The organism is Bacillus mycoides (assembly GCF_018742245.1).
Lineage (GTDB): Bacteria > Bacillota > Bacilli > Bacillales > Bacillaceae_G > Bacillus_A > Bacillus_A cereus_U.
The window spans coordinates 1,347,648-1,367,156 of sequence record NZ_CP036132.1 but is presented as its reverse complement, the minus strand read 5'-3'; the positions used below and the strand labels follow the sequence as shown (position 1 = coordinate 1,367,156).

The window sequence follows — 19,509 nt, the reverse complement described above, 5'->3', positions numbered from 1 at the left end:
GAACGTTATGAAGTTATTAGAACAAATTGAAAAGTGGGCTGTAGAAACGCCTGATCAAACCGCTTTTGTTTGGCGAGATGCGAAAATTACGTACAAGCAATTAAAGGAAGATTCTGATGCGTTAGCACATTGGATTTCTTCTGAGTATCCAGATGATCGTTCACCAATTATGGTTTATGGCCATATGCAACCTGAAATGATTATTAACTTTTTAGGTTGTGTAAAAGCTGGACATGCTTACATTCCTGTAGATTTATCTATCCCAGCTGATCGCGTACAACGTATCGCTGAAAATTCTGGTGCGAAATTACTTTTATCAGGAACAGAAGTAACTGTAACTGATTTACCAGTTCGCATTGTAAGTGAAGACAACTTAAAAGATATTTTCTTTACTCATAAAGGGAACATTCCAAATCCTGAACATGCGGTAAAAGGTGATGAGAACTTCTACATTATTTACACATCAGGAAGTACAGGTAATCCGAAAGGGGTTCAGATTACTTATAACTGTCTTGTTAGCTTTACAAAATGGGCTGTAGAAGATTTCAAATTACAAACAGGGCAAGTATTCTTAAACCAAGCACCTTTCTCATTCGATTTATCTGTAATGGATATTTACCCATCATTAGTAACAGGTGGTACACTTTGGGCAATCGATAAAGATATGATTGCACGTCCAAAAGACTTGTTTGCTTCTTTAGAGCAATCGGATATTCAAGTATGGACTTCGACACCATCTTTCGCTGAAATGTGTTTAATGGAAGCATCTTTCTCTGAGAGTATGCTACCAAACATGAAAACATTCTTATTCTGCGGTGAAGTGTTACCAAATGAAGTGGCTAGAAAATTAATTGAGCGGTTCCCGAAAGCAACAATTATGAATACGTACGGTCCTACAGAAGCTACTGTTGCTGTAACAGGTATTCACGTTACAGAAGAAGTGCTTGATCAATACAAATCACTTCCAGTCGGCTACTGTAAATCAGACTGTCGCCTTCTTATTATGAAAGAAGACGGCACACTTGCACCTGACGGTGAAAAAGGTGAAATCGTAATTGTTGGTCCAAGCGTAAGCGTTGGATATTTAGGAAGCCCTGAATTAACAGAAAAAGCATTTACCATGATTGACGGCGAGCGCGCCTATAAAACAGGCGATGCTGGCTATGTAGAAAATGGTCTTCTATTCTATAATGGTCGTCTTGATTTCCAAATTAAGCTTCATGGTTATCGAATGGAATTAGAAGAAATTGAGCATCACCTTCGTGCGTGTTCTTACGTAGAAGGAGCAGTTATTGTTCCAATTAAAAAAGGTGAAAAGTACGATTATTTATTAGCGGTTGTTGTTCCTGGAGAGCATTCATTTGAAAAAGAATTCAAATTAACATCTGCAATTAAAAAAGAACTCAATGAGCGATTACCAAACTACATGATTCCACGTAAATTCATGTATCAATCTTCTATTCCAATGACACCAAATGGAAAGGTAGATCGCAAAAAATTATTGAGTGAGGTTACAGCATGACCGCATATGGATCATTTTATTTTTTCGCTATAGTAGGCATTTTATTAATACCTACTATCATAGCTGGATTAAAAGGTAAAATGTTGCGTAAATATAATGCCGTTTTAACATTAGTAATGCTCGTTATTATCTTCTCTGATAAACCGAAGCAAGCAATGATGTTAGCAGCATTTATTATTTGGCAATATGCCCTTATTAAAGGCTATTTAATGTTAAGAAAACAAAATAATAGTACATTCACATTTTGTATGGCTGTTATTTTATCGATTTTACCGCTTATTTTGGCAAAAATCGCACCGTTTGTACCTGAGCTAAAGTTTGTTGTATTTTTAGGAATGTCCTATGTAACATTTAGAGCAGTACAAATGGTATTTGAAGTTCGTGATAACTTAATTAAAGAACTTTCCTTCTTTAATTTTTGGGAATTCATTTTATTCTTCCCGGCTATCTCAACGGGACCTATCGATCGTTACCGCAGATTCCAAAAAGATATTCAAAAGCCACCTAGTGCAGAAGAATATCAAAATTTACTATATACAGGGCTAAACCGTATTTTCCAAGGTTTCTTGTATAAATTTATTATTGCTTACTTAATAAAGCAATATTTTATGGATCCGGCATTCGCTCAGCAAGATACAATCCTATCAAATATGATTTACATGTATAGCTATAGCTTATATTTATTCTTTGACTTTGCTGGTTATAGCTCATTTGTAATTGGTGTAAGTTATATGATGGGAATTAAAACTCCAGAAAACTTTAATAAACCATTCATTAGTCGTAACATTAAAGACTTCTGGAATCGCTGGCACATGAGTTTATCATTCTGGTTCCGTGACTTTATTTACATGCGTTTCGTCTTTTTCGCAACGAAGAAAAAGCTAATTAAAAACCGTTACACAATTTCGTATATCGGTGCATTTTTGAACTTTTTCATCATGGGAATATGGCATATTACTGGTGAGCATGTGTATCAATACATTATTTATGGTCTTTATCACGCTGCCTTGTTTATCTTGTTCGATATTTTCGAACGAAAAAACAAGAAGCTTAAGTTTTGGCCAAATAATAAATTTACGCATGTCCTTGCGATTGTAATTACGTTCCACGTTGTATGTTTCGGTTTCCTGATCTTCTCTGGACACCTTAACAGATACTTTTAATGCACCCTTCTTATACTATTAAGAAGTCGCACATATAATATATTTCGGATATAAAGGAGATTTTAAAAATGGCAGAATTCAAAGAGCAAGTATTAGATATTTTAGAAGAAGTATGTGAAAACGATATTGTGAAAGAAAACTTAGATGTTCAATTATTTGAAGAAGGTATTCTTGATTCTTTCGCTGTAGTATCTTTATTAGTAGAATTCCAAGAGCGTTTAGAGATTGAAGTTTCTATTTCTGATTTTGACCGCGATGAGTGGGCTACACCAAATATGGTTATTAAAAAGTTGGAAGAAATCCGATGAACAAAGTAAAATTTGGTCCGATGCTTTTAGCATTGGCCCTTTTTGCTGTATTCTTACTTATTCCTACGCGCTTCCTACTCCCACTTTTAAGTGATGAGAAAGTAGAACAAGCTGCGACTTCTTTAAAAGAAGAAAAGATTCAAAGTATGATTTTACAGCAAAAGATGTTAGCAGACCCGAAATACCTTCCGATGTACGGTTCATCGGAATTCGCACGTATGGATGCTTTTCATCCATCGAATTATTTCAAAGTAAAGCCTGAAGGATTCACACCATTCCTACTTGGACGCGGCGGAACACAAGACCTTGTACATGTATTAAACTTCGCATCTACAATGGATCAATTGAAAGATAAGAAAATGATATTCGTTCTTTCTCCGCAATGGTTTGTACCACAAGGTATTGATGAGACACACTTTGCACCTAACTTTTCAAAACAACAAGGTTACCACTTCATTTTCAACGATGATTTAAAACCTGAAATGAAAAAACAAATTGCAAAACGCTTATTAAACTTTGAGATTGTTAAAAAAGAAACTTTATTAAAAATTTCACTTGAAGGTATCGCCTACGATGATACAAAGTATAAAGTAAAAGCACTTGCTGCTAAACCTTTCGCTTATATTTATCGTAACATTCTAGATCGTAAAGATTTATTTACAGTTATGTTTGATATTAAGCCGCATAAAGAAAAGCTTGATCCATCATTAAAACAAATGAACTGGGAAGAAGCTCGTAAGCATGCTGATCAAACAGGTGCAGTAGAATCAAGCTCTAACGAATATGGTATCGAAGATGATTACTTCAATAGCAAAATTAAGAAGAAATTAAAGCAACGTGAAGGTTACTTAAAAAATGATGCTTATGACCAATCACCAGAATATGAAGATTTACAAATTGTACTTGATTTATTAAAACAATCTGGCGCAAAACCGCTCTTCATTTCTGTTCCTGTAAAAGGTCCTTGGTATGATTACGCTGGCTTCCCGAAAGAAAAACGCGAATTATACTACAATAAAGTTCATGAGCAAATTAAGCAAGCTGGCTATCCAATTGCTGATTTCTCAAATCATGAATATGATAAGTACTTCTTAAAAGATCATATGCACTTAGGTTGGAAAGGCTGGGTTTACATCGACGAAGCTATCCAACAATTTTATAAAGCAAACTAACGAAAAGACCACTTGAATTATTCAAGTGGTCTTTTTCTATATACACCTTGTAATTGTTCAATTACGTTCTCTGCTTCTTTCATGACACGTTTCACTACGTGCTGAGCTGATTCCGTTCGTGCTAATGATGATGCTTGTCCTGCCCAAAGCGACATATACTCTTCCTTATTTTGCTTCGCTGCTTCTTGACGTATTTTTGAAGTCAATACGTTTTGTACTGGATACATCGGTAAATTCTTTTCTCTTCCTTCATGTTTCTCTATAAATTCATTACGAATACCCCGTGCATATTTCCCGGAAAACGCACGGGTTACCGTTGTACTCGTATCTGTACTATGTAAAATCGCCTCTTTATACACGTCATGCGTAATACTTTCTTCACTCGTTAAAAAGGCTGATCCCATTTGAACAGCTTCTGCCCCTAACGCAAATGCCGCGACAAGCCCTTGCCCATTCATTACACCACCTGCTGCAACAATCGGGATATGAGGTACTTCCGCTACTAATTGCGGGATTAATGCAAATGTACCAATCATCGCATCTTGTTCTTTCCCAATAAACGTTCCTCTATGCCCTCCTGCCTCGCTACCTTGCCCGACGATAATATCTACCCCTAACTTAGCAAGTGCTTTCGCTTCCGCTACATGGGTAGCTGTTCCGATAACTTTTATCCCTTCCTTTTTCAAATCATCTATTTCTTCTTTTTCTAACGTTTGAAATGCAAAACTAACGACTGGTACCTTTTCCTCTAATAATACTTGTAATTGTTCTTTATAGCTTTTTGGAAGTTTTAAAGCCTTTTCTTCCTCTATACCTAATTCTCTATTCACTCCACTAAGTAATACTTTCGCCTCGTTTACCTTCTCTTCTTCTATCTGTATCTCTTTCGTTAAAAGTAAATTAACACCGAAAGGCTTATTTGTTAGTTCCCTTATTTTATAAATCGCTTCACGGATTTGTTCTGGGCTCATATACCCTGCTCCAAGCGTACCTAATCCTCCGCTATTACTCACAGCTGCAACAAGTTCTGGCGTTGTAATAGCTCCTGCCATACCTGCTTGAATGATCGGATACTTAATTTGTAATATATCTATTACTCGACTTGTAAACATCATTTTCCCTCCTACTTTCCCTATACCTTCTTTATATGACATGCTTTCCCCTTCTTTTACAAGGATTGAACTTTCGCTCAAGCGAATATATTGAAAGAGAAGGAGGCTGAGAACAATGATTCATCCAAATGCGTTACAAAAAGGTGATACAGTAATGATTATTGCACCGTCTGGCCCACCAACACTTGAGAATGTATTAAAAGGTGTGAACGTATTACAAGAGATGGGTTTATTTGTAATAATCGGAAAGAGCGTTTATGAAAAATATGGATATTTAGCTGGAAGTGATCAAGTTCGTCTTGATGATATACATGAAGCATTTACAAATACTGAGGTCAAAGCAGTCTTTTGTGCACGAGGTGGTTACGGCAGCGCTCGTCTCCTCCCTTACATTCAATATGAAATCATTCAACGGAATCCAAAGATTTTTTGGGGATATAGCGATATTACGGCTTTACATACTGCCTTTTCACGTTATGCAGAGCTTGTAACTTTTCATGGTCCAATGATTGAAGAATTAGGAAAAGGTATAGATTCTCTCTCTTTATCTTCTTTCAATCAACTATTCCATCCGTATTCATCTATCTTATATGCATCAGAATGTATCGTGCCTACCTCTCCATGTACAGTTACAGGCACATTAGTTGGAGGGAATTTAACTGTGTTAACAAGTATAATTGGCTCGCCCTATGAGATAAATACGTCAAATAGACTTTTATTGCTTGAAGATATTGGTGAAGAACCGTACCGCATTGACCGGATGTTAAATCAACTACTTTTATCTGGACAGTTTAATGAATGCAGTGGCGTTATTTTTACAAGTTGTCACGACTGCAACCCTTCTAAGCCATCTCAATCATTGCAAACAATATTATATGAATATTTCATGCCATATAATATACCTGTGTTATTCGGTTTACCGATTGGACATATAAGTCCAAATATCGGTATTCCCCTCGGAGCTACAGCAACAATAAATACAACTAACAAAACTGTTTCTATTTCTTCTGGTATAGCCACTCCATGTTCAAATTAAAAAGGAAAAGCTGCTAAGCTTTTCCTTTTACTTATAATAATTAAAGATTCGTCCTGATGCTATCTCTGCAATTTCTTCTGGAATAAATGTTTTACTCATATCTGTTCCAACATTTAATACAGCTGTAGCATCTTTCTCGATGCTACCCAATAATTCTTTTCCACGTATCGTAATAAGGGGTGTCCCTTCTGGCAACACAGCTTTTACAAATTCCAATTGTGTAAAGAATGGAACAATCCATCTACCCTCTCCTTGGAAATGACGTAAACGAAGTGTGCCTTCTGTTGCCCCGTCCTCTGCTTCTAATGAACCAGCAACATAAAACTCCGTTGTTAAGAGCAATTCATAAAATTCCTTTTGCTTTTGTTTATCATCTCCTGCTAAAACGAGTACTTCTTCTATTTTCTTTACTGGAATTTGCTCCATATGATGACACCCCTATTTTCAAAATGATTATACTTAGATTATACGAAATATTCTTATTTTTTTCTACATAATTCTGCAATTATTTTATCGAAATAGTTTTTAATATTTCTTTCGCCGTCACAATAGCAGCAAATTCATCATGCAAGTTTACAAGCGTCATATTGTGAATATCCTTTGCGCTATACTCTGTGCCATCTGGACCGATGCGGTTAAAAGTAGCCGTCGCGTCACTCACTACATACGTTGTAAATCCTAAATTACCTGACATCCGTGTTGTCGTCTCTACACAATGATTTGTCGTTAATCCTACAACTACTAAAGAAGTATAATCTTTTACTCGTAATATCTCTTCTAAATTTGTCCCAATGAACGCACTGTTAACAACCTTTTGAATAATAATCTCACCTGGTAACGGCCTCACTTCTTTTTTAAAACGTACTGTTTCTGCATCTAGATGAAACATTGACTCCACATTTTCTTTATTCACATGCTGAATATGAATAACTAGTAATTCTCTTTTTCTCCATTCTTCTAACAAAATTTTCATATTTTCTTCCGCAAAAAGGTTATTCCTTGTGCCCCAGTACGGTAAGTTAAATGCTTCCTGTACATCAATGATTATAAGTGCTGCGTGATTAAGCATATTATCCTCCTAGTTAATTGGGCTGTAATTGAAACAGAAAACCAAGTTGCTGTGACGCAGTAATAAAACAAATATAGGCACAAAGCTCTACAATTTCTTTTTCAGTCCAATATTGTTTTAATACATGAAACATATTATCATCTATCGCCTTTTGGTTATGAACAAATGCATGTGCAAAAGTAACGGCTACGCTAATTTCTTCTATCTTTTGTATATCATCCGGCTTTCCCTTTGCCATACAGTACGGACATTCATTCCCAAACGCTAATGTTCTTCTTACTTGCTCCTTTAACTCTGCGGAAAGGGTCCCTGTACTATACAGTGTATTCTCTAACGTACTCCACGAATTTAATATATCCGGATTATGCCCTAATAATTTTTGAAACTTTGTATCTCCTATATTTGATAATATAATTCTCTCCATCATTTCCCCTCCTATTTCCCTCTTTTTTATTGTAAAATAAATAAAGCTCACTTTACATTTCATATGAATCTTAATTTATAATTTTCCTTTACAAAAATCATCATTTTACTGGAGGTATATTTACAAATGCAATTAGACCGTGTTGATCGAAAAATTTTAAATGAATTATATAATGATAGTCGCCTTTCGATGCGCGAATTGGCAAAACGAGTAAACTTATCCGCTCCGTCTACTACAGAGCGTGTTCGTAAACTTGAAAGTGAAGGAATTATTCAAAAATACACAATCGATATCAATTATAAAAAAGCAGGACTTGTTTTAGATTGTATTTTAGAAATCACTTTAAAAAATGGTGATACAACACGTATGCAACAGTTTATTCAGTCTTATCCATCTGCAAGTTTTTGTTACCGAGTAACAGGAAGCTTATGCTACATTGTAAAAATCTCTGTTCCTTCACTCGTTGAACTTGAAGAATTTATCAATGATGTTTCTTCATATGCAACGACAGTTTCTCATATCGTATTATCAGAAGTAGCTCTTACTCCGGATATTGAACATATCTTCCCAGAAGATTAATTCATCTTTATTCACAAAAAAGAGTAAAAACCTCTTACATTGAGAATAAAAATGATATATCATGTATTAAAATACACAAAGTTCGAGAAAGGGGCTTTACATTGAAAATCTGGTTTTATGAAAAAACGGCACAATTAGATGACTTGCTTGGTATTTGGGACAATGTTCCGACCATCCCTCGAATTGGTGAAAAAGTTGAACTTCTAAAAACCGTTCGGATCGTTACAGATATTAAATACGTGAAAAACGGAAATAACTTCCGTGTAGAGATTATTACAAATTAAAAAGTAGCTCTCCTTTTCATACTGGAGAGCTACTTTTTAATGGCCTATAATCCGCCTTTTTTATAATAATCTTATCTTCTTCTACAGCTATTGTTACATACTCATTTTCTTCTAACTTAAGCTGGTTGACAGCCTCATCTGGCAGTTCCACCGCCATCAATCTATTCGTTAGTATAACTTGGCTATACATTTCATTTTCACGTGATGAATTCATCACTTTTTCTTCATTTATTAAGCGAAGCGGTGGCACACCTACTTCTTTTACAGTACGCCATTGTTTCCAAGTAAAAGGAATTAACCATAATAAACCGATAATCGCAAGACCAATGCCGATCCATAAATTACTTTGTGCTTGTAATTCAGTAATCGAGATTGCGTCACTTCCATCTCCACCTACAAATTGCATACTCGTTGCAATCAAATTATTTAGAGCATGCACAGCAATATTCGTCCATATATTTTTTGTCTTTATGTATAGAAGGCACATAATAACACCGAACATGAAAGCACCGATAACATCAAAATGGCCTAGTCCAAAAATAAGAGAGGATATAATAACTGCACGTTTAATCCCCCATTTGTAAGCCATTCGTTGTAAGAAAAAACCTCTAAAAATAACCTCTTCCATTATTGGGGCTAATACACATGCTGAAATGAAAGTAAATATCGTCATGTATATGTTACTCGTATTAATTACATTTCCATCTTCTATCATAGTAACTAAGAAATTTGGTACAGTATGTGCTAAAATATAAAATTGAATTTGAGATATACCGACTGAAAAAATTATTCCCATTATCGTTGCTAATACAATTAACCCCCAATGTAAACGTCCGGGTTTATCAAAAAAACTTTTAAAAACAATATTATTTTTACTTGTTTTTAAATATAGCCACAATAGTGGAAATGCGAAAAAGATTGATATTTGTGACAGGAACTCTATCGTATTGTCAGAAGCACCTGATAAACTTAATGGAATCATCGTTAGGAACATCCCTATAATCATCCATCCAAAAAAACTACGTAGCCTTATGCATGAAAGTGCATATTGCAATATTGAACACCTCCAGAGATAGTTAAAGTAAAGCTTTAATCAATGTTTTATAGGCAATCCCTCTCCTACAAATGGCGGGATAACTAAATTATAATATGAATATAGTTGAAAATCTTCCTATTTTTCTCATATAATTTCAAACAATATATCTATTAAAACGGTTTCAATGATATACCGCTATAATTGACATGACATTTTTAAGTTCATTCACTACAATTCAAGTAGTATAGGATTTAGCTGATCTATTTATGGGTGTTATAGCAATCTTCAACTTAGTAACAGTATATCCTTAAATAAATATGTGTTCGCTGCATTTTATAAACCAAGAAGAAGTTGAAACAGACCCGATATTTTACGCTGGCAGCATGCTAGGAACGTGAAACGATTGAAGAAAGAGCTGGTTAATAAAAATCCCCGTTAACACGGGGATTTTTTCTATTATAATACGTCACGTTTTTGGAATAATACACTTGATGCTACAAGTAATACAGCAAAGTATGCAACTACAAGTAATAATGAAGTTGTAAACGTAAATTCTGTAAATGGTGGTTCTACTCCGCCACTTACTAATTTATTGCTGTCGTAAACACTTAAATTCAAGTGGAAAAATACCACAAATTTCGCTACACCTTTTGCAAACATTATTAGCACCATATTAATTGCTCCTTGCAAGAAAAATAGGAACAACGTAATAATTAATGGTAATACAGACTTTCTAAATACGTTTGCCAAGAAAAAGGCAAGAGTTGCAAAGAAGAACGGTGAAAGTACTTGATATAAAATGGACTTCATTATGATTCCTAACGTTAATTCTGTTTTACTACCATCCATTACAATCCCGCCAATAATCATTGCGATTAACGTGCTAGCAAATATGATAAATAATATAGTAAGTAACACTGTAATATATTTAGAGAACAAAACTGTAATTCGTTTTCTAGGACGGATTAATAACTGCTTAATTGTACCTTTTTGAAACTCATCAGTAATTGTACGAGAAGCAATCGTAATTCCAAAAATTGTTGCAAACAAGGTAATTAAACCAATCTCTGAACTTACAAAGTCTAAATATGATCCTTTAAACTCATGTCCTCCTCCCCATTTCAACATCGCTAAAACTCCCAAAATCTCCAATGCTGCAATTACACCTATTAAAATGTACATACCTTTTTTCGCATGTAACTTCAAAAATTCATTTTGAATTAATTTAAACATTACGCTTTCACTCCCCCTGTAATCGCTAAGAATTCATCCTCTAACGTTTTATTTTGAACAGTAACACCGTATACGAGTACATCAGCATTTACTAGCTCTTTTACAATTTGCGGAATCTCTTCTTTCATTATAGGTGTCACAATTACATGCCCTTGTTCCTTACCTTTAATGATTTCATTTGCTTTCTGAACTTGATCTACTTCAAACGCTACAACTACCGTTTCATCATGCTTCGCTTGTTCATGTAAGTTATACTCTTGCACAAACTCACCTTGCTTTATAATAACGACGCGGTCACACATTAATTCAATTTCACTTAATAAATGACTTGATACAATGACTGCAATATTTTCTTCCTTCGCTAATCGTTGTAAATAGTCACGAATTTGGCGAATACCAGCTGGATCTAATCCATTTGTCGGTTCATCTAAAATTAATATTTTTGGTTGATGAAGTAACGCTTGTGCGATTCCTAGGCGTTGTTTCATTCCAAGTGAATATGTTTTCACCTTTTTATGAATGGCATGCTCTAAATCAACAAGCTTTATAATTTCAGCGATACGCTCTTTACTAATTGGGGTAATTGCCATGTTTGCAAACTGCTTTAAGTTTTGCATTCCTGTCATATAATCATATAGCTCGGGATTTTCTACAATCGCTCCAATTTGCTCTAGCGCCTTTTCACGCTCTGTGCGAATACTATGGCCACAAATTGTAATATCACCTTCTGTCATCGAAATAAGACCTGTCATCATACGAATTGTCATCGTCTTACCACTACCGTTCGGTCCAAGGAACCCATATACTTCTCCTTCTTGAACCTCAAATGATAAGCCCCGAATAATTTCTGTCTTACCAATCTTTTTTCGAACATTTTCTAATTTCACTACTACGTTTCCCAATGCTTACTCCTCCTTTAGACTTCTAGTTTTTTGTCGATGATACGACCTGTAACGACTAGTAATATAATTGTTAATAAACAATTAAAACATAGATTTAAAACTGTAATATCTGTGCCAGAATAGAATGATGTATTTAAAAAGCCATTTTGATCTATAAATCCAATATTATTTATGGCAAACATATACTTTTCTATTTGCTGAAAGATATACGTTATTCCCCCATTAAATGCGATAAAAATGACGAATAAGACTACGCAAACAATCTTACTCATCGATGATTTCACATTGAATAGCTTCACAATTACTATAATTAAATAAATTGAAACTAGCATATTAACAAAATCTAGTCCCCATAAGAAAATAGATAACATATGATGGAATATTCCATAATCATATAAACTGTGGATTGCTTGCTGAACACCTAAATTTGTTTTTCCATTGTAAATATTTAAAGAAAAATAGTATAGAAAAATGATTCCTATTCCTAGTAAAATCATAAAGAGTAGTACAGAAAATAAAACATTTGCACATATATACTTTTGTGCTGAAATAGAAGTACAACGTAGCATAGAGTTTTTTAGCATTTTTCGAAAAGACGATATACCTGTTAGAAAAATTGCAAATCCATTTATACCTAGTACGATTAAAAATATAATAATGATTATATCTTGCCTACCTGAAATTCTAGCTCCTGAAACTCCTTTCATATTAAATAAAAGAATTAATGAAACTGTAATAAATCCGAAGTAAATAATGGCTATCTTTCTCTTATTACAATTATACAGATAACGAAAAAGCTGATTCATTTCTCATAGGCCTCCTTAAACAGCTCATGTACTGCTTTCCCTTTTTGAAATCGTAGTTCTTCCACATTTTCATGCAATATTATTTCTCCATCTTTCAAAAAGATTACTTCATCAAATATATTTTCGATTTCTCTTATTAAATGAGTCGATATAAGCAGCGTACAATCTTCACGATAAAATTTAAGGATTAGCTCAAGTACATGTTCCCTAGAAACGAGATCAATCCCACCAAGTGGTTCATCCAGTATGTATAACTTCGCTTTTCGAGAAAACGTTAAAATAATTTGAAGCTTTTCAACCATACCTTTTGATAATGCTGTAATTTTTTCTTCTAATGGTATTTTAAATTCCGCAATCGTACCTACTGCTTTTTGAATATCAAAGTCTTTATAAAAATCTCTATAAAAGAATAATGCATCTTTTACAGTCATCCAATCATCAAAGACTGGCTTATCAGACATAAATGAAACGATTTCTTTCGTCTCTAACCCTATTTTTTTACCGTTAATTGCTATGCTACCTTCTGAAGAATGTTGCAAGCCTGCAATCATTTTCAATAACGTCGTTTTCCCGCTCCCGTTATCTCCAACAAGCCCAACGATTTTTCCTTCTGTAATCTCTATGTTTAATTCCCGGATCACCGCTTTCAATCCATATCGCTTCCATAGATTCTCTATTCTTAATAGCTCTGTCATTCGTTCTCCTCCCTTTTCTTATTTAATGAAGAACGAAGAATTGAAAGAATTTCTTCTTCTGAAAAACCTAAATTGTCCATTCCATCTATAAAAGAATGAAGTAATTCTTTCGCCATATCTTTTCGCAGCTCCATAATTTTCTCCCCTTCATTCGTTACATATCGCCCCATTCCTCTACGTGTTACAACAACTTCATCCCGTTCTAGCTCTTGAAATGTACGTTGAATCGTATTTGGATTTACTTGCAATTCACTCGCTAATTCACGTACGGAGGGAATTTTATCACCAGACAATAAATGTCCTGTTACAATTTCCTTTTTTATGCATTCCATTACTTGAATGTAAATTGGTGTGTTTGGAGAAAACTCGATTTTCATTTTCCCCCTCCTGTCTTAGTGTGTTAGTTAAATAGTACACTAAGACAAATTATATGTAAATACTTACAACATAACTTCCTCGTATTCGCCGAATTTCGAGGTGGGCGTCTTACTGCCCGCAAATAGCGGAATAAAATGTAATAAAAAGGCAGTGTAACTTTTCGTTACACTGCCTTCCTGTAATAAAATACAGGTAAATCTATTCTAATTATAGTTTCAATCGTTTGAATTCACATATAACCTTTTGCGAAATTTATTTTACTTTTACTTGAGTTAGCACAGATTTAAACGTATTAATAACTGTATCTACTTCTTCATAACTAATTGTAAGGGATGGTTCAATACGAATTGTTTTTGAGTTAATTAATGTTCCCGCAACAAGAATACCTTGATCAAACATCGCCTTTGACACTTCATAACCAATCTCGTCTTTATGGAATTCAATCCCAATCATTAAACCTTGACCACGAATTTCAAAGATTTTATCTTCGTGCCCTTCTGCTGCTTGTTTCAATCCATTTAAGAAATACTCCCCAACTTCCATAGCTCGTTCCGGTAATTTCTCTTCCAATAATACATGGATTGTTGCAATTGCAGCAGCACATGCAAGAGGATTTCCTCCAAATGTTGTTGTATGCATAAATGGATTTTCAAACCAACTTTTGAATACTGTTTCTTTCGCAACAATAGCTCCCGCTGGCATTACACCTCCACCAAACGCCTTCGCAAGACAAATAATATCCGGCACTACATCATATAATTCTGCAGCAAACATTTTTCCTGTACGTCCCATTCCAGTTTGTACTTCATCAAAAATAAGGAGTGATCCAAACTCATCACAAAGCTCTCGTACTTGTTTCAAATAATTTTCTGGAGGTAAAATAATACCGCCCTCTCCTTGAATTGGTTCTAAAATAACTGCTGCGACATCTTCTCCTACTAATGCACATGTCTCAAATGTTTTTCTCATCATCTCAATGTCGCCAAATGGAACGTGACGAAAACCCGGAATCAATGGTAAGAATGGCTTACGGAACATTCCTTTTGCCGTTCCTGATAAGGAACCAAGACTCTTACCATGGAAGGCACGAGTTGTAGCAATGAAAGTTGTTCGTTCACTATACATTTTTGCTAGTTTTAATGCTGCCTCCACACTTTCTGTACCACTGTTTGTAAAGAAGGCGTATTTCAAATCACCAGGTGTAATGTCCGCTAAAATCTTTGCAAGCATTGCTCGAAGTGGATCCAGTAAATCCTGACTGTGCAATGCTTGACGTTTTAATTGATCTGTCACAGCTTTTACCACTTTCGGATTACGGTGACCAACATTATAAATTCCAAATCCACCTAAACAGTCAATATATCTTTTACCGTTAATATCCATGAAACAAGATCCTTCATCTGACCATTCTACTGCTGCAAATTGTCCATCTTTTGTTACTGTTTTTCTATAAGCAAGAAAACCAGGGTTTACATGCTCTCTAAATCCATCTACTGTTTCTTTTTGAATCCAGTTCGCCTCTTCTTCAGTAACCTTTTCTTTTTCAATTAACTGTAGTACTTTCGTAATATACTCATTTACATTTGAACCTTTTACATCTTTCTCATTCAATTTATTTTCTACGTTCGTTCCCATCTATTTCACTCCTACATTTTTTTTATTTGCAAACCAGCCTATTGGTTCTACTTCTAGATTTATATTAATCTGCTTAATTTCTTGAAATTCTTCTAAACCAAACGTTCCTAGACTACGACCTATACCACTTTGCTTATATCCGCCCCAAGGTGCCTCATTGTATGTTGGATGATAGCTATTAATCCACGTAATTCCTGCGCGAAGTTTGCGAATCACACGCATTGCTTTTGCACCATCAACTGTAAATACCCCTCCAGCCAAACCATAGTCTGTACCGTTTGCCAACTCAATTGCTTCCTGTTCGTCTTTAAACTTTTGAATTACTACAACAGGACCGAAGATTTCTTCCTGGACAATACGCATATCAGGTTTTACATTGACAAAGACTGTTGGTTCAATAAAGAAACCATCACCTTTTCCATCCTCCATTATTCGTCTACCTCCGTAAGCAACGTTTGCACCTTCGTCTTTCCCAATTTCAATATAACGTAATACTTTTTCCATATGTTCTTGACTTACAAGTGGCCCCATTTCTGATTCTGGATTATCACCAGGCCCAACGTTAATTTGCTGTGCTCGCTCTACAAAACTATTAACAAATTTATCATAAATCTTTTCTTCTACAAGGATTCTTGATCCTGCTGAACATACTTGTCCGCTACCTGCATAAATACCGAATAGAGCATAATCAATAGCGGTCTCAAAATCTGCATCTGCAAAAATAATATTTGGAGATTTCCCTCCAAGTTCTAACGAAATCTTTTTCATATTATCTGCCGCTGTTCTCATAATGTGCTTACCTGTTTTTGTTCCACCTGTAAAGGAAATCATGTCCACTTTATTACTCGCTGCAATTTCATTTCCTACTATTGGACCGGCCCCCATTACCATATTGGCAACACCTTTTGGTAGCCCTACTTTTTCAAGGATTTCGAATAGCTTTGTTGCAGTGATTGGTGTCACTTCAGAAGGTTTAAACACAATTGTATTTCCAGCTGCTAAAGCAGGTGCAATTTTCCATACACTCATCAATAGCGGATAATTCCATGGAACAATTAATCCACAAACACCAACTGGCTCTCTTACAACCATCGCTTGCATCGGATCGGCTACATGATATGTTTGACCATCTGGCTTTGTAATCAATCCGGCATAATAGCGAAAACAAGCCGCTGCATCTCCAATATCTCCTTCTGCCTCACGGTACGTTTTTCCATTATCCATTGTTTCAAGGTATACTAATTCTTCCATATTTTTATCAATTTCATCTGCTATTTTAAATAAATATGATGCCCTTTCAGCAGTGGATGTCTCTGACCAAATTCCGCTATCAAAAGCCGCTCTTGCCACTTCTATCGCGTATTTTGCATCCTCAATCGTTCCCTCAGGTGCATATGCTATACCCTTGCCATTCGCAGGGTTAATAATCGTTCTTTTCTCTTGATTACTAGAGTCTCTCCATTCACCGTTTACATACATTTTTAAATCTAGCACTATATTGAATCCTCCTTTATCGATCGTTTATATATTTATAAGCAAATTTCATGCCAATATTTAAAATTCAAAGGAATCATACATAAAGTGAAACTTTAATCAGTGGGGGTTTTGTTCATCCCCCACTGATTATTTGCCCTCACCAATCGGGCGTTTACAGGCAGCAGGGCTCCCACCTAACTTCTTTGCTCTACCTGAATTTTGAGGTGGGAGTTTTCCTACCCACAAATAGCGGGATAAACTGACTATTTTCTTAAAACAACAAACAATTTATGCACTCCTGCATACACTATTCCATTTTGCATAAAACGGAACGTTAATCATTACCGCTACCGCCTTCACGACCCCGGACTTGAACTCTAGAGAATATGTACATGCTGGGCGCACACAAAAAGGAGAAGTCTATGTGACCTTCTCCTTTTTTAGGAATAAGAGATGATATCAGCCGCTATCCCTTTTTCACTAACAATTTTTTGATATTTACGACTCACTGAAGATTGGCTGATTCCAAGAGCTTTTGCAGCCTTAGTCGTTGTTTTATACTGCTTCATTGCAAGTAAAATCAATTGTTCTTCTACAGAATGTAGTGCTTCTTGTAATGGTAATACTCTTGTAATAACTGGTTTTGATTTTTTAAAGTCATAACCAGGTGTTAAAAACTTACTAACAAACTCCGCTTCAATTACTGGATCGTCTGCTGATACTACTAAACGTTCAATCATATTTTGTAATTCACGTACATTTCCTGGCCATGAGTAAAACTCTAGTAAGCTAAGCGCATCTGGAGTTAAATGATAATTTTTATTATATTTTTCATTTAACTGTTGCAAGAAATGAAAGGCAAGTACCGGAACATCTTCCATTCGCTCTCGTAGAGGAGGAACTCGCAACGGAATTACATTTAGGCGATAAAACAAATCTTCACGGAATGTTCCAGATTCCACCATCTTTTCAAGACTCTTATTTGTAGCAGCAATAATTTGTACATTTATTTTCGTAGGTATTGTACTTCCAATAGGAATTACTTCTTGTTCTTGCAAGACTCTAAGCAACTTCACTTGCAAATGTAAAGGCATTTCTCCAATTTCATCTAAAAATAAAATACCTTGATCAGCCCGCTTAAAATATCCTTCTTTTCCATTTTTATCGGCTCCTGTAAAAGCACCTTTCGTATAACCAAATAGTTCACTTTCTAACAAAGTTTCTGGAATTGCACCACAATTTAATTTTAAAAATGGCTTTGAAGATCGATTTCCAAGTTGATGAATTGCCTGAGCAATTACTTCTTTTCCCACGCCAGATTCTCCAGAAATAAGAACATTGGAAGAAAAATCTGCTATTTTTTTAGCTTGGTTAATAATTTGCTCCATTTTCGGACTACAGTAAATAAGCTTCTTAAGAAAACGATCTTTATTTTTAAAGTCATCTAACTCCTTCTTATATTGCTCTGATATCTTCTTTATTTCATGTAATTCCGTCTTCAATCTCGTTGCTTCGGTAATATCCCTTGAGGCAATAATAATACGATGAAGCTCTCCGTTTTCATTAAATACAGGGTTTCCAACTGCTAATATTTTTCTTCCGCTTTTTGTTTCTTGTACAACTGATACCTTTTTTTGTTTTTCCAACACTAATCGCGTAACAGATGGACTAAATAATCCTTTCTTTTCTAAGTCTAAAAGATTTTTTCCTAAAAGGTCTTTCAAATTACTCCCCCAAAAATCATTGATAACAGTTTCACTATAACGAATTAATTCCCCTTTATGATTAACAACTAATATTTCATCATAAATACTAGACAAAATTGCATGTAAATCTTTATTTAAATCCTTTATATATTCAATTTCCATCGCCATGTCCTCGACCATCGGCAAATCTTGTACAATTATAACCATCCCTTCAATACTTTGATCAAAGTTTGGAATCGGACTATAGTCAACTAATACACCCATCTCATTTGTGATTTGTAATTGATTCAAGATCGTTTTTCCCGTTGTAAATACGTTATTAATGTGCTCTTCATTAAAAATCATTTCTGCTGGTACATTCATAACTTTTTCAGGAGTCGATTTAATCATCTTCAAACCAGACTCATTGCAATTTACAATTTTCTTTTCACAATCTACTACAAAAATCCCCATTGGAATAGACGTTAAAATAATTTTCAATATATCAACACTCTGATTTTCTTGTTTAAATAGTTCTGCAAAAACATCCTCTCTTCTTATATATCCTGTTAGCTCATCCATTTCATTTTTTACTATCGCAATCGGCGCTCCAATAATTTGAAAAAGAGCTGTTAAAGAAATATCTTTACTAAGATGACATATTGTATCTAGTGAAACAGCATTTGAAAGCAATACCTTAGAAGTTAATCCCTTGCTATTTGATAGCAGATCCTTCACATGAACGTATGCAAATAATTTCTCCTCTCTTTTTAAAAATAGAAAAGATTCTTTTATATTTTTAACATCTATATTCCATTCCTTTTCAGATTGATCGATAGGTAGAGAAACAATAGGTCTAATTTTTTTATGAGCAATGGAAAACATGTTGCTATTCCTCCTTTGAACTATTTAATTTGTATTGTAACATTAAAAACATATTTTTTTAATTAATCTGAAAATAAAACGTTTTTTCCTTTACCTAATAAAAAAAGGA

Annotated in this window: 20 protein-coding genes; 7 read left to right on the top strand and 13 right to left on the bottom strand. The window is 34.8% G+C overall.

What is annotated here, in order from left to right; genetic code table 11:
* The first annotated feature begins 7 nt into the window (after positions 1-7).
* From dltA to dltD, 4 genes are all read left to right on the top strand, one after another.
* Positions 8-1,522: a D-alanine--poly(phosphoribitol) ligase subunit DltA gene (gene dltA, locus EXW56_RS06915; protein WP_002201218.1), complete on the top strand. Its 1,515-nt coding sequence runs from the start codon at positions 8-10 to the stop codon at positions 1,520-1,522.
* Positions 1,519-2,685 carry a D-alanyl-lipoteichoic acid biosynthesis protein DltB gene (dltB, locus tag EXW56_RS06910; RefSeq protein WP_215558205.1) on the top strand — a complete coding sequence of 389 codons (1,167 nt, stop codon included), beginning with the start codon at positions 1,519-1,521 and terminating at the stop codon, positions 2,683-2,685. The genes dltA and dltB overlap by 4 nt, the downstream gene beginning before the upstream one ends.
* Positions 2,686-2,753: 68 nt before the next feature.
* Positions 2,754-2,993 (top strand): D-alanine--poly(phosphoribitol) ligase subunit DltC, encoded by a 240-nt coding sequence (gene dltC, locus EXW56_RS06905; protein ID WP_002011622.1) that lies wholly within the window; start codon positions 2,754-2,756, stop codon positions 2,991-2,993.
* The gene (gene dltD / locus EXW56_RS06900; RefSeq protein WP_002201220.1) at positions 2,990-4,165 is read left to right on the top strand and encodes a D-alanyl-lipoteichoic acid biosynthesis protein DltD; all 1,176 of its coding nucleotides are present in this window, start codon (positions 2,990-2,992) and stop codon (positions 4,163-4,165) included. Before dltC ends, dltD begins: the two co-directional genes overlap by 4 nt.
* Before the next feature lie 17 nt (positions 4,166-4,182).
* Here dltD and EXW56_RS06895 read toward each other — a convergent pair whose 3' ends face one another.
* On the bottom strand, positions 4,183-5,319 hold the full coding sequence (locus EXW56_RS06895) for an NAD(P)H-dependent flavin oxidoreductase (protein ID WP_215558204.1): 1,137 nt from the start codon (positions 5,317-5,319) through the stop codon (positions 4,183-4,185).
* Between the two features lie 73 nt (positions 5,320-5,392).
* Between EXW56_RS06895 and EXW56_RS06890 the strand changes: the two genes are divergently transcribed.
* Positions 5,393-6,313 (top strand): S66 peptidase family protein, encoded by a 921-nt coding sequence (locus EXW56_RS06890; RefSeq protein WP_002201222.1) that lies wholly within the window; start codon positions 5,393-5,395, stop codon positions 6,311-6,313.
* A gap of 27 nt (positions 6,314-6,340) precedes the next feature.
* Here the strand turns inward: EXW56_RS06890 and EXW56_RS06885 are convergent, their stop codons facing one another.
* From EXW56_RS06885 to EXW56_RS06875, 3 genes are all read right to left on the bottom strand, one after another.
* Positions 6,341-6,739: an SseB family protein gene (locus EXW56_RS06885; RefSeq protein WP_002201223.1), complete on the bottom strand. Its 399-nt coding sequence runs from the start codon at positions 6,737-6,739 to the stop codon at positions 6,341-6,343.
* A gap of 79 nt (positions 6,740-6,818) precedes the next feature.
* Positions 6,819-7,382: a cysteine hydrolase family protein gene (locus EXW56_RS06880; RefSeq protein ID WP_215558203.1), complete on the bottom strand. Its 564-nt coding sequence runs from the start codon at positions 7,380-7,382 to the stop codon at positions 6,819-6,821.
* Positions 7,383-7,395: 13 nt separating this feature from the next.
* A complete protein-coding gene (locus EXW56_RS06875; protein ID WP_171902550.1) occupies positions 7,396-7,809 on the bottom strand; it encodes a carboxymuconolactone decarboxylase family protein in 414 nt (137 codons plus the stop codon).
* 123 nt (positions 7,810-7,932) lie between these two features.
* Between EXW56_RS06875 and EXW56_RS06870 the strand changes: the two genes are divergently transcribed.
* Together EXW56_RS06870 and EXW56_RS06865 are read left to right on the top strand one after the other, a co-directional pair.
* Positions 7,933-8,385, top strand: coding sequence for an Lrp/AsnC family transcriptional regulator (locus EXW56_RS06870; protein ID WP_002011610.1), 453 nt, complete (start codon positions 7,933-7,935; stop codon positions 8,383-8,385).
* A 101-nt stretch (positions 8,386-8,486) separates the two neighbouring features.
* Positions 8,487-8,669, top strand: a complete 183-nt coding sequence (locus EXW56_RS06865; protein ID WP_000707108.1) for a DUF3913 family protein — start codon at positions 8,487-8,489, stop codon at positions 8,667-8,669.
* Positions 8,670-8,685: 16 nt separating this feature from the next.
* Here the strand turns inward: EXW56_RS06865 and EXW56_RS06860 are convergent, their stop codons facing one another.
* The 9 genes from EXW56_RS06860 to EXW56_RS06820 form a co-directional block, all read right to left on the bottom strand.
* On the bottom strand, positions 8,686-9,723 hold the full coding sequence (locus EXW56_RS06860) for a CPBP family intramembrane glutamic endopeptidase (RefSeq protein WP_215597328.1): 1,038 nt from the start codon (positions 9,721-9,723) through the stop codon (positions 8,686-8,688).
* Positions 9,724-10,161: 438 nt separating this feature from the next.
* On the bottom strand, positions 10,162-10,938 hold the full coding sequence (locus EXW56_RS06855; protein WP_016104267.1) for an ABC transporter permease: 777 nt from the start codon (positions 10,936-10,938) through the stop codon (positions 10,162-10,164).
* A complete protein-coding gene (locus tag EXW56_RS06850) occupies positions 10,938-11,840 on the bottom strand; it encodes an ABC transporter ATP-binding protein (RefSeq protein WP_215558201.1) in 903 nt (300 codons plus the stop codon). The genes EXW56_RS06855 and EXW56_RS06850 overlap by 1 nt, the downstream gene beginning before the upstream one ends.
* A 14-nt stretch (positions 11,841-11,854) precedes the next feature.
* Positions 11,855-12,646 (bottom strand): hypothetical protein, encoded by a 792-nt coding sequence (locus EXW56_RS06845; RefSeq protein ID WP_002158712.1) that lies wholly within the window; start codon positions 12,644-12,646, stop codon positions 11,855-11,857.
* On the bottom strand, positions 12,643-13,341 hold the full coding sequence (locus EXW56_RS06840; RefSeq protein WP_215597327.1) for an ABC transporter ATP-binding protein: 699 nt from the start codon (positions 13,339-13,341) through the stop codon (positions 12,643-12,645). Before EXW56_RS06840 ends, EXW56_RS06845 begins: the two co-directional genes overlap by 4 nt.
* Positions 13,338-13,718, bottom strand: a complete 381-nt coding sequence (locus tag EXW56_RS06835; protein ID WP_002158714.1) for a GntR family transcriptional regulator — start codon at positions 13,716-13,718, stop codon at positions 13,338-13,340. The genes EXW56_RS06840 and EXW56_RS06835 overlap by 4 nt, the downstream gene beginning before the upstream one ends.
* Before the next feature lie 253 nt (positions 13,719-13,971).
* Entirely contained in the window at positions 13,972-15,354 is a 1,383-nt protein-coding gene (locus EXW56_RS06830; RefSeq protein ID WP_002149599.1) for a putrescine aminotransferase, read from the bottom strand.
* Positions 15,355-16,848, bottom strand: a complete 1,494-nt coding sequence (locus EXW56_RS06825; protein ID WP_002201230.1) for an aldehyde dehydrogenase family protein — start codon at positions 16,846-16,848, stop codon at positions 15,355-15,357.
* A gap of 422 nt (positions 16,849-17,270) precedes the next feature.
* Positions 17,271-19,400: a sigma 54-interacting transcriptional regulator gene (locus tag EXW56_RS06820; protein WP_215597326.1), complete on the bottom strand. Its 2,130-nt coding sequence runs from the start codon at positions 19,398-19,400 to the stop codon at positions 17,271-17,273.
* Positions 19,401-19,509: the final 109 nt, after the last annotated feature.